Raw genomic sequence first — 11,173 nt, 5'->3', positions numbered from 1 at the left:
CGCCTCCTGCAGGATCAACTTGTCCAGGGTGAGATCCGCGATGGCTTTTCTGAGCCGCTGGTTCTCCGTCTCCAGATCCTTCATCCGCCGGACCTGATCCGACTTCAGGCCGCCGTACTCACGCCGCCAGCGGTAGTACGTCACCTCGCTCACGCCGATCGCGCGGATCGCCTCCGCCACGCTCTGGCCTTGGCCGACCAGCACGTCCGCCTGCCGCAGCTTTGCGACAATCTCCTCAGGCTTGGGTCGCTTCCTCGACATCGATCCGTCCTCCAGGCTCGAAAGCCATACCAAAGGGCGGACCACTTCATTGGGGGCGGATCAGCCGCACCATGAGGCTGTCATGGCGCTGGCGCGACAACTGGCAGAGACCAAGCCGACCACCACGATCGGCATGGCACTCAAGTGCCTAGGTCCGGTCGGTCTCTTGGCGTGGGACGCCGGCATAAACGATGATCCCACGCAGTTCTCCCCGCATGAGCGCGTCGCCGCAGAGTTTCAGGCTGTAAATCGCGCTGGGTCTCTCGCGTCGATCCTTCCCGACCATTCCTCGGAAGGCACCATGACCGAATGTCAGGCGGACCGGGCGTGGGCAGTGACTCAGGCTGCAGCGATCGATCTCTCAGGCCTCACGATCCTAGAGCTTAACAACCTGTACGACCGCTTCAACGGGGTTGCTGACAGCTGGCTCGCCGTCAGCAGCCAGCCGTGGGCCAGAGCAAGTGCGGACGGTCAGTGCCACGTCTCGACCGCTGGTGGACGCATAGTCGACTGCGAGCAGGACAGGGCCGGCGAGATCCGCAACCGCATCGCGGAGGAAATCCGGCGGCGGGCTCCGGCCGACGATCTCGAGCGGAACATGCGGCTCGAGACGCTGATCCAGTTCGAGCTGCTGTGCGAGATCTCGCTGAGGCACAATCCCGAACTGCGCGCAGAGATCGCCCAGGCATGGGGAGCATGACGGTGAGCGCAATCAACCCTCCCCAAATGCGGGGCATCAACACCGTCCTGATGAGCGACGGGCGCGAGGTGCACCTCGACGACATCACCACGGCCGCAGAGGGTCAGACGATCCTCGACGACCTCGACGCGGCGATCATCAACATCGAGCTGCAGGTCGATGCGGCTCGGGACGGTGCGAGCCCAAACGATCCGGAGTGGCGTCGCCGAGCCGAGACGGCCCTCAAGCGCAAACGCCGGATCCGGCCTCGGATGCAGCAGCGCATCGGCGAGTTGCGCAAGGCCGAGCGTCTCGCCCAGGTGCAGGCTGCCGCCAAGGCCGTACCTGGCGACGTCCAACGCAAGGCCTTCGTAATCGCCGCGGCCGACATGCTCGACGACGAGCTGGTGACGGAGATCTGGGCTCGTGCTCGCGAAATCAGGCCGGCAGCGTTCGCGGAGGGCTCGGCATGATTGAGCGTGCTGCCCCCATCCACACCGCCACGATCAACGGCGTGTCGGTCCGCTTCTTCCGCGGCCCGGCCGCCGGCCCCGACATGCCGTGGCATGCCCACGAAGAGTTGCTGGCGGCGCTCGCGCTGCCACGTGACCTGCGTCGCATCCTGAAGGCGGCGCTCCTGAAGAGCTGGAAGAAGGCCTGCCGCACGGTCGAGGTCGACGGCGAGCCCTTGCTGATCGCGCCGCACTTTGTCGCTCACGGCTTCATCGGCATGGCCCAGGAGGTCGGGAAGGGCATCAGCACGACGCCCGACCTTGTGGAACGTGAGTACTCCCGGGCGGGCGCCGCCGCTTTGAACGCCCTCACGGCCGGCCTGAGCCCCGAGAAGAGGGTCGAGTTCGCGATGCAGGCCTTCCGCAATCAGGGAGGCGCGTCGTGACGAGAGGGGCTCGGCGTACCCGCAACTGGGACACAACCAGGACCCGCGATCATCTCGGCCGGGTCTGGCCTCACGGCAAACTGGACCGGCTTCTGGAAGATCCTGGGGTCGCAGCGGTCGTCGATGAGTTCGAGGGGGCTTTGTACGATGCTGCAGGCCACCCGCAGATTGGTAGAGGCGAGACGTGGGCTTACGGCCAAGGCAGGTCGGAGAGCGAGTTCGCACTCCTGATCATGCTTTGGTACCGCCGGCTCCCGGGGCGCTATGGGAGGTCGGCATGATCGCTGTCAGCCCGCTCCACGCGGCGATCTCCGCCCACCGTGCTGCCTACGATGCCTTCCAGATCGCACCGGAAGGCGAGGACAGCGAGTTCGCCAGCTGCGAGATGCTGGACGCCCTCGAAGCGCTGGTAGAAGCAGCCTGCGCGTTCCCGATCCTAGGGCGGTCGCTGCCAGAGGGTGCCGGCGCGCTGCTCGCGCACCTGCAATGGTGGCTGACCGACGAGGCGGTCAACGCCACGGACTACCAGCCGAACTACGGCATCCTCCTCGGCCGGGCCATGGACCTAGCCGCGTTGCTGGAGTGCGGTGATTTCCGGCTCCCCCAATCCGGGGAGCTCAAAGGGTCCGCGTCTGGTGCGTACCCTACGGCTAGGCCGGATCCGATCTTTGCGGCGCTGGCAGCTGTCGAGGATGCCGATCGCCGAGCTGACCAGGTGCTGGCCGAGACCGCCGGCGACGAGAGCCCGGAAGCCAATGCGCGGTTCGAGGCCGAGGATCGGCGGCGCGGCGAGGTCGAGGCCATGTTCGCTTCGACTGTGCCGACGACGCTGGCGGGTCTTGCAGCGCTGGTCCGGCGATACGTCGCGACCGCCAGCACCATCGCGTCGGAAGATCTCAAGCACATCGCCAGGGCGCTGGCTGGCGTGAGCGCGCCCGAGATCCTGCCGCACGTGCCGGCGATCGATCCGATCTTCGGCCTGATCGAGGCGGCCGATGCCGCAGCTACAGCCCATACCGTCGCCTGCCGGGATCTCGACGAGGACGACGATGCCCAGATGCGGGCCTGCAACCAGGCCGCCGCCGACGCTCACGATGCTCTCTTGGCGGTTCGGCAGGCCATGCCGGTCGCCACGGAAGGTCTGCACGCCCTAGCCGCGTTCTACGTCCGGGATGCCGCGCTGTACGACCGCGACGGCGAGCACATCGAGCATCTCGCAAGGGCCGTGATAGCATGTGAGTCGGCTGGGCGGTTTTCGGCGGTTCGGCAGCAAAAAGCTGAGCCAAACCAATCACCTGAATCAGTGATTCCGCCGGGCGAAAATCGGGGCAGTTTTGGCGTTCCGGACCAAGCTGAGGTCGAGACCGGGTGGCGCAGTCTGTCGGCTGAGACCCAAGACCGGATCGGCATCATCGCGACCGACATGGTGTTCCAAGCCTTCGTGTCCGGCGACGCATTCGGCCCGAAGGACCAGCCGGTGCCGGGCCGTAGCAAGCGGGCGCAGACGATCCGCGGCGAGGCGAGCGACGCCTCCTGCCAACGACTGACCGAGCTGCACACCGTCGTTGAGGGCGTGCTGCCGGCGCTGTTCGGCTCGGCTGGGCAGAACCCGAATTGGGCGGTGGCGATGGGAGCGAAGCGGTGATCTCTCACGCTTTCACCATCGAAGGCACGAACTTCAGCTCGATCTTTCGGCCTTCGCGCCAGAGCACCTCGCAATCTTCGTTCAGAAATAGGGCCGTTGATATTAATCGGAATATGTCCGGAATCTCAGACTGCCGCTTCACTTCGATCAATGCGCCGAATTTCCCGATTTCCCAAACGAGGCAATCAAGGCTTTCGATATTATTATCAAAGAATATTTCCCCAGTCTTTAAAGCCGCTCGCCACGTCCGGTCTCGAAAAGAATATGGCATAGTTGCCGCATCCGGCCCAAAGATCAAATCTATCATCAAAATTTTGAGTAATAATAGCTCATATGACGGTTTTTGCGAAATAAATCTATTAATGGAAGCGGAAAATTACCCTCAGCGCACAACGATTGTTGAATGCGCCCGGTTCGTCTCCGATGCCAACCATTCGGGGTCCGCAACTCGTCAAGGTGTGACCCAGGAGCAGGCCTATGCCCGCCATTGATCCCGCGCGCGCCGTGGTGCGCTTCCCGGACGTTTGCCGAGAGCTCGGCCTAAGCGCGACTACGCTCCGCCGCCTTTGCAGGGAAGGGAAGGGGCCTCCGATGCTACAGCTCAGCGAGCGCCGATCCGGCGTCCGCCGCGGCGACCTCGATGCCTGGGTAGAGGGACTCAAGAAAACCACGCCGGAGCTGTAATCCGGTGATCTAATTTGATGCCCGGGACCGATTGCTGGTCGGCTGCTTCAGAGCTGCCCTGACCGTGAGGGGCGGCTTTTGCTATTCCGAATACGGCTGTCCATGCGGTCGTGGTAGTGTGAGGCCCGCTTCTGACGCAGTCGACCGCAGCACTAATCATGCTCTTAGCCACTGACGTACCGCTAGCCTTCAAATCCCGTCCTATGACGGAGATTTTTGTCTTGAACCGAACGTAGGGTTAGAGACTGCCCTTCGCTGCCGTGACCCGATGCAAGACGCGCTGATCCGCAAACTAGAGAGTTTCGAGGAACTCACCGACGTTGACCGTGCGGCCTTGAGGGTGCTCGTTACACGGGTGCGGCGGGTAGGGGCGCGAACGGATCTGATACAAGAAGGTGACGTCCCCGGCCACGTTCATCTTATCCTCGACGGCTACGCCTGCCGCTACAAGATTCTGCCGGACGGCCAGCGCCAGATCATGGCCTTCCTCGTGCCGGGTGACTTCTGCGACCTGAACGTGTTCATCCTCGATCAGATGGACCATGCCATCGGCACGATCTCTCCATGCAATGTGGTCGAGATACCGCGCCCTGCCATCGAGGAGATTACGGCGCACCATCCGCAGGTGACCCGGGCCTTGATGTGGTGCGCCCTCGTCGATGAGGCCGTGCTGCGCGAATGGCTGGTCAACATCGGTGGACGTCAGGCCGATCAGCGGATTGCGCACCTTTTCTGTGAACTGCTGCTCCGTCTGCAGGCGGTGGGGCGCGTCGACGACAATAGCTATGCGTTCCCGTTCACGCAGTCCGATGTCGCCGACACGATGGGCTTATCGGAAGTCCAGGTCAGCCGGACATTGAGGGAGCTGCGGAACCTCGACCTCATCACGCTGAAGCACCGGGTTCTGACGATCCTAGACGTGGATCAGCTGAAGGCGTACTGTGGGTTCAATTCAAACTACCTCCACCTCAGGAACGCGCGTTGGAGTGGCCGCCGGCAGGTGCCGTGGCTGGGCAGCGTCCAGGGTGGGTAAGGTTGGCTGGCCGGGAAAACATCGAGAGCCTGGTCGTTCTCCAGCCCATATCCGTCGACACGGCGAGTCCGGACCAGACCGGTATGCTGGTGCTGGTCAATGGTTTACTAGTGGCTGTTTTAGTCCGCCTCGACGCGCCAGAGCACGCGCGGTGCGGGGCATGGTTTATGGAGGTTGGATTAGGACGTCTCGCACGAGTGCGAGCCCCTATATTCGACACTCTTCAAGACGCAACGCGTTGGATACGCCAGCGGCTCCACTCGTAGGCTAATGAAATGCAGTTATGTGACCATCGCTGGCACTAGCAAAAGCGCTTTGGTCGCAAGATTTCACTCCCATCAAATATGGAAATTAAGCGTGATCTCATGACGATGGCTCAAGCGGACAGGATCGTGGAAGATTTTAAAAAGGAAGGTGGCAGCCGAGCGAGTTTTTCGGAAACGATTATCAACTTAGTCGAAATCTATCAACTGTCGCCAAATCGAGCAAGAACGTTGATCGGTCGCTTTTATCGAAACAACCTTCTTGCTGGTCCAATTTTATCAATCGATAATGCTGCCGAAAATCCGGTGAAAGACCAACAATTATTTCAACAAAAGTTCCGGCATCATATCCAAGCTGCGCACGAAGTCGGCTCGATGAGAATTCAAAATTACTATTTCGGCATCGCTGACGGCCTCATGACCGGAGACGCGGTGACGAAGAAATCGAGCCTGAACAAGATCAGCTCTTTACCATCCGTAACTTCCATTCGCCATTCTTGCCCCAGGCTCTCTAGCCTTGCCCCCTCTTCAAGCAGGACACCTGCATACCGGATAGCTTCTCTTCGCGCGAAAATGGCGTCCGGCAGTTCGACCCCCTTCTTATCGAGCAGGTTCACGCCGTCATAAACATTGAAGTGATAGCGCGGCATACAGATCTCCACCGGCTCACTATGGGCCTAGATACCCTCAACCGCGCCAAGCCGGAATTAAGACGGCAGTTGGGCTTACGGTGCCCAAATTCAGAACTGCGCGATCCCAAATATGATGGTAATCGGCGAATTTCCGCGATTATTTAAGGAGGACTATTAGCCTAAATGGCTCTGCGCTTCCAAAGTTCGGGCGGTGTGAAGCGCTAGGCGAGAAGCCCAGCCGGGTTTCAGCCTGCGAGCCATGGCGCCCCCCCACTCGACGACTGGTCGAGTGCTCAGTCTGCAGAGGTTTCTGTGGCGGCGAGATAGTTGGCCCACAAGTCCAGGGCCGCCCGCTTCTCTGGATTGTAGAGCGCGTGGTTGTAGACGCCGGCCACCCCCGCCCGGGATCCTGAGATGTGGTTGAGCACCGCCTCGACGACGTGGGGAAGCACGCCCCGCTCGTTCATGCCGGTCGACACGGTTCGCCGCAGGTCGTGTAGCCGCCAGTCCGTGACGCCGGACCGCTTGTCGAGCGCGGCCTTCGCCTTCGAGAAGCCCGAGAATGCGCCCGCACCATCGCCGAACAGGTAAGCTCGTCCTGAGATAGGCTGAACCTTCGCCAGGATGTCGAGGGCAGGGCGGGACAGCGGCACGTCGTGCGGCAGGCTGTTCTTGGTCCGCTCGCCTGGCAAATGCCAGATGCCACCGACGAGGTCGAGCTCGGCCCAGGTCAGTCCCGCCACCTCCTCGCGGCGCTGACCGGTCAGCAGCAGCAGCCGGACGATACTGCCGAAGTCGTCGTCTCGACAGGCCTTGAGCACGGACTTGATCTCGTCGGGCGTGAGCACCCGGCGGCGCTTCTCCTCTTGGGCGGTCTTGATCGTGCCCATCACCGGATTCGTCTCGGCCGCGCCGGTGCCGATCAGCCACGCGAAGAACGCCGAGAGCGTGGCCCGCGCCCGGTTCGCCGCGTAGGGGCCGCTGTCCTTCGAGATCTCGGCGAGGCGTTCCGCCACTTTCGCCCGCGTCACGGCATGTAGCGGCTCGCGGTGCAGCGGCTTCCAGGCAACGCGCATGTAACGCGTCGCGTCCCGCAGCGAGCTGTCCCGGAGCCGCGACGCGGCCGCCTCCAGGTAGGGATTGACCTTGCTCCCGAGGGTGACCAGGGCGCGGGCCTTCGCGAGCTGCTTCTCGGCGTGCGGGTCCTCGCCCAGCTTCGCCCGCGCCAGCCGCTCGCTCGCCGCCCGCCGGGCATCAGTCGCCGACAGCAGCCCGACCCGACCGAGGGTCTCCCGCTTGGTCTGACCGATGGCATTGCGGTATTGGACGATCCACTGCCGTGAGCCGCCCGCGCTGACCCGCAGGCCGAAGCCCGGCAGGTCATCGTCGAATACGACGAGGCGATCCTTCCCGGCCGGGAGCTGCGCAGCGGCAGCGGTCTGATTGGTGAGGCGCATTCCGGTAAGCACGCGGTAAGCAGGCGGAGCGATTTCAGCGGCGCCCGAAGTTCGACAATCAGAGGGTACATCAAATTCTGAGAGCGCGATCAAGCTGTCGGCGGCGCCGGTAAGCAGAAAATGCGCGTCTTGGTCCCCGGAGCCTAGTCCTCTTAATCAGCGGGTCCTAGGTTCGAACCCTAGTGCGCCCACCAAGACTTAGCCTACTGCGGGCTCATAGGATCTCAATCCCGTGGAGCGCGCGGTGACAAGGCAGACCGGCCGGCAATCTTCATCGCAGCGTTGAAGCGCTCTCCGTCCGCCAAACCTCGACGGGCGAGCGAGGTCCGCGGAAGCTCGCTTCACGGCTGAGGGCTTCGGTTCGCCACGCCATCGCAACGCTTCGAGCATTGAATTCTGACGGTCGACTTCGAAGATGAGCGCGCAAATGGAGGGGACTGGTTCACGATCGTGACCGTCGCACGATGCGCCTCGCCCACATCCACTCGGTCGCGGGCAAGCCGCCGAAAAAGCCCCGCGCGGCGGTGCCGGCGGGGCTGAGGGTCGGCGCTGGATGTCCCGATCGACGCTACGCTGCCAACAGCGCAATCCAAGACCCTGCCGCATCCATCCGCTTGGCGCACATCAAGAGGCCATCGGCCGAGCGACGCACTTCGACACGATGATGCACGTGCGGAGCGAAGCGTACATGCACACCGAGGTCGAAGCCGCATCGCCCGTCGCCGTAGCCGGCCGCAGCAAGGTCCGACCGGAACTCGGCCGCCACCGCGAACGCGACGACGGCACCGTCCACCAACACGTCCAGGCACAGCGGGGTGTCCGGATGCGCCTCGTCGCGCGCCCAGCCCCCGACGTGCAGCAGGCCATCGCCCGTCACGACGCATCGGTCCAGCCACGCTCGCACCGGGCCCGGCTCTGCCGCACCGTCCAACGAGACAGCGCGGAGGGCTAAGCGCCCGCGCAGCGCGGCCAAGTCGGGGCCGAGTTCGGCGCGCGGAGCGTAGGGCATGCGCCCGGTGCCGACGTCGAGGGCCTGCACGCCATCGAAGCCTCCGCGCACGCCGGGCGCCGCCAGGAAGCTCTCCGCCGGAGCATTCTCCGCAAGCAGCAGGTCGTGGGTGTCCAACTCGACGTGCCAGTAGGTCAGATCCGCCACCGCCTCGCCACGCGTGATGCTCGAGCCGTTGACCAGATGTCCCGCGGCCGCGAGCAGCCCGTCCAGCCACAGGCAGTGATCTGGAGAAACAAACAGGTCGCGGGCGGGCACGCCCTCGCCCAGCGCGTCGGCCCGGATGCGGACGGGGCGCTCGGCCGGGGGAACCATCGATCCCCGGTACGCGCGGGTGCCGATCCAACGGATCGGGCGCGGCGTACCGGCAGCTGTGATTGCGAGATCACCCACCGCGAGCTGCTCCACCGGCACGTCCGAGATGACCCGATCGCGCAGGACACGGATCCGCATCCCGGTCACGTAGCAGGGGGCTGGGTTGGCCGGCTGAGAGGGGTTCGTGGGGTTCGGGGCTGTAGCGGCGCGCACGATCGTGCCGCCCTGGCCGTCCGACACCGCCGCAAAGCTGGTCGTGCGGGGGGCCGACAGCACGAAGTTCTCGCTCACCTGCCCGCCACCGGAGCGGGTGCCGGTGATGGTGATCGAGCTGTTCGCACTGTTGTAGCTGACGCTGGAGTTGGTCAGGCCGGCGAGCGCGATCTCGTTGCCCGAACCGAAATTGGAGATGGTGTTGGCGAAGGTGCCACCATTGGTCGGCTGAGCCGCCACATTGAGCCCGAGGCGCGCTGTCGCCGTGCCCGACATCGTGCCGAAGGTGATCGTCCCCGTGCCGGCCGAGGTCGGACCGCCGAGCTGAAGGGTGCTCGACACCGCGCCGCCGTTCGAACCGATCGCGGTGCCGCCGGAGTAGGTGCTGACCCCTGTCAGCGTCTGCGTGCCACCGGTGACCGCCACGCCGCCAGTACCGGAGATCGCGCCGCTGTAGCTGGTCGAACCGTTGGTGATGGTCAGGGCCTGCGCACCGAGCGTCGTCCCGCCGGTGCCCGAGAGCGTGGTGATCGAGGCACCGGCCGTCGTCCCCGAGATGTCGAACGTGCCGGCGTTGGCTACGGGTCCGAGATTGTTGAGAGCGTTGCCGAGGACGCGCAATGTCGTGGCGCCGCCGGCGATCCCGAGGCCGCCGTTCAGCGTTCCCGTGCTGGGGGTCAGGCTGTTGGTGCCGCCCGTGACGTTGATAGCGACGGCCCGGACGGTTGTGCTGCCGCCGGTGAAGCCGCCCGAGATCGTGCCGGTGTTGGTGATGGCGATGTTCGCGCCGGACAGACCGGCTCCCCCCTGGCCCGCGACGCCCGCCGTCCCGCCGTCCCGCCGTTCGCGGCTCCGCCCAGGCCGCCGTTTCCGCCCGTGATCTGGCCGGTGTTCGTGCCCGTGCTCCCGTAGAGGAACAGTCCGATGCCGCCGTTACCTCCGCCACCGCCGAAAGCGCCGGGACCGCCGGCGGCACCGCCGGCACCGCCGTTCCCGCCGGTGATCTGAGCGCTGGCGATGAAGGATCCGGGGCCGGGCTCAACGAAGCCGTAACCACCGCTGCCGCCGCCGCCACCTGCGCCCGTCCCGTTGCCGGCACCGCCCGTTCCACCGGTGCCGCCGGTCCGGGAAAAGGTGAAGCCTACGCCATTCCCCGTGTTGGAGAGGTACTGGCCGTGGCTGCCGCCGCCGCCGCCGCCGCCGCCGTCGCCGGGATTCGGACCGGCAAGGCCAGCCCCGCCAGCCCCCCCGAAAAAGCTGGAGCCCGTGTTGGTCGAGTAGGCGCCACCCGTTCCCGACGTGTTGGTGACAGTTCCACCAGCCGCCGCGCCCCCGTTGCCGCCGGCGCCTCCGACCGAGCCTGCGGCACCGCCCGCACCTCCGCCGCTCCCCTGGGCAGAAGCGCCGCCGTTTCCACCGGCCGCGCCGGTGCCGTTCGCCACCTCGTCCGCCCCGGGCTGACCGCCGGTGCCGTTGACCGGATCTGCGCCGCTCCCGCCCTGACCGCCCGACATCGCCGCGTTCCCAACCATCCGTATCGACCCGTCATCCGCAATCTTGCGCGGGCGGGTACTTGCCGTCAGCGTGACGCCTGTAGGCCCTCGGAGTCGAGGATGCAGCGTCGCCTAATCGGTGATCGCCGGGCTCGAGACAGCGCTTTTTGATCCGTTGTGCTCTCTCCGCGACAGGAGGTCAGACTGATCTGGCACGGAAACTGATTTGATGGCCTTTCATGCTCCTCTGCTGGGAAGAATAGTTATCAACAAGTCGACAGGTTGGTTCGCACGCCACTCATGCGCCCCAGCGCAAGGGTCGATCCGGATGTGGCCCGTCCGCAGTGCGACATATCTCAGAATGGATTCGGCGAAGTCCCGCGCGACGAATGCCGGCGGGGCTGAGGTCGGCTCAGGGTCGGGAGCTTAGTCTGCGCGCGGGCGGCGCGGCTCCAGTCAGCCGGGGGGCGCAGGCGGATCCTTCGGCGCGGTGCGATTGCCGATGATAATCCTGACCATCGGCGTCAAGAGCGCCTGTGCCGGGAGTCAGGCTTGAGCGCGGCCGGATCGGCCGGCCAGGCAATGCGCCGC

The 11,173-nt window shown here is 64.8% G+C and carries 10 protein-coding genes; 6 read left to right on the top strand and 4 right to left on the bottom strand.

Annotated features, from left to right (window positions below; translation table 11 throughout):
* A partial coding sequence (locus BM419_RS19955; RefSeq protein ID WP_139257084.1) for a transposase occupies nt 1–261 on the bottom strand: 261 nt, incomplete at its 3' end.
* A gap of 82 nt (nt 262–343) precedes the next feature.
* Here BM419_RS19955 and BM419_RS19950 point away from each other — a divergent pair.
* From BM419_RS19950 to BM419_RS19925, 6 genes are all read left to right on the top strand, one after another.
* Entirely contained in the window at nt 344–961 is a 618-nt protein-coding gene (locus BM419_RS19950) for a hypothetical protein (RefSeq protein WP_091927460.1), read from the top strand.
* Nucleotides 958–1,413 (top strand): hypothetical protein, encoded by a 456-nt coding sequence (locus BM419_RS19945; RefSeq protein WP_091927464.1) that lies wholly within the window; start codon nt 958–960, stop codon nt 1,411–1,413. The genes BM419_RS19950 and BM419_RS19945 overlap by 4 nt, the downstream gene beginning before the upstream one ends.
* Nucleotides 1,410–1,838: a hypothetical protein gene (locus BM419_RS19940; protein ID WP_091927459.1), complete on the top strand. Its 429-nt coding sequence runs from the start codon at nt 1,410–1,412 to the stop codon at nt 1,836–1,838. The genes BM419_RS19945 and BM419_RS19940 overlap by 4 nt, the downstream gene beginning before the upstream one ends.
* Nucleotides 1,839–2,115: 277 nt before the next feature.
* On the top strand, nt 2,116–3,483 hold the full coding sequence (locus BM419_RS19935; protein WP_091927458.1) for a hypothetical protein: 1,368 nt from the start codon (nt 2,116–2,118) through the stop codon (nt 3,481–3,483).
* Entirely contained in the window at nt 3,480–3,974 is a 495-nt protein-coding gene (locus tag BM419_RS31975; RefSeq protein WP_139257083.1) for a hypothetical protein, read from the top strand. Before BM419_RS19935 ends, BM419_RS31975 begins: the two co-directional genes overlap by 4 nt.
* A 461-nt stretch (nt 3,975–4,435) precedes the next feature.
* On the top strand, nt 4,436–5,200 hold the full coding sequence (locus BM419_RS19925; protein WP_091927456.1) for a Crp/Fnr family transcriptional regulator: 765 nt from the start codon (nt 4,436–4,438) through the stop codon (nt 5,198–5,200).
* Between the two features lie 655 nt (nt 5,201–5,855).
* Here BM419_RS19925 and BM419_RS19915 read toward each other — a convergent pair.
* From BM419_RS19915 to BM419_RS19905, 3 genes are all read right to left on the bottom strand, one after another.
* Nucleotides 5,856–6,113 (bottom strand): DUF6894 family protein, encoded by a 258-nt coding sequence (locus tag BM419_RS19915; RefSeq protein WP_091927454.1) that lies wholly within the window; start codon nt 6,111–6,113, stop codon nt 5,856–5,858.
* Between the two features lie 275 nt (nt 6,114–6,388).
* The gene (locus tag BM419_RS19910; RefSeq protein WP_244540807.1) at nt 6,389–7,645 is read right to left on the bottom strand and encodes a tyrosine-type recombinase/integrase; all 1,257 of its coding nucleotides are present in this window, start codon (nt 7,643–7,645) and stop codon (nt 6,389–6,391) included.
* 475 nt (nt 7,646–8,120) lie between these two features.
* Nucleotides 8,121–9,710: a Hint domain-containing protein gene (locus tag BM419_RS19905; protein ID WP_244540806.1), complete on the bottom strand. Its 1,590-nt coding sequence runs from the start codon at nt 9,708–9,710 to the stop codon at nt 8,121–8,123.
* Nucleotides 9,711–11,173: the final 1,463 nt, after the last annotated feature.

It is taken from the genome of Methylobacterium sp. yr668 (assembly GCF_900116245.1).
GTDB lineage: Bacteria > Pseudomonadota > Alphaproteobacteria > Rhizobiales > Beijerinckiaceae > Methylobacterium.
Note: the sequence above shows the minus strand (reverse complement) of the source record. Positions and strands in the feature narration are given on the sequence as shown.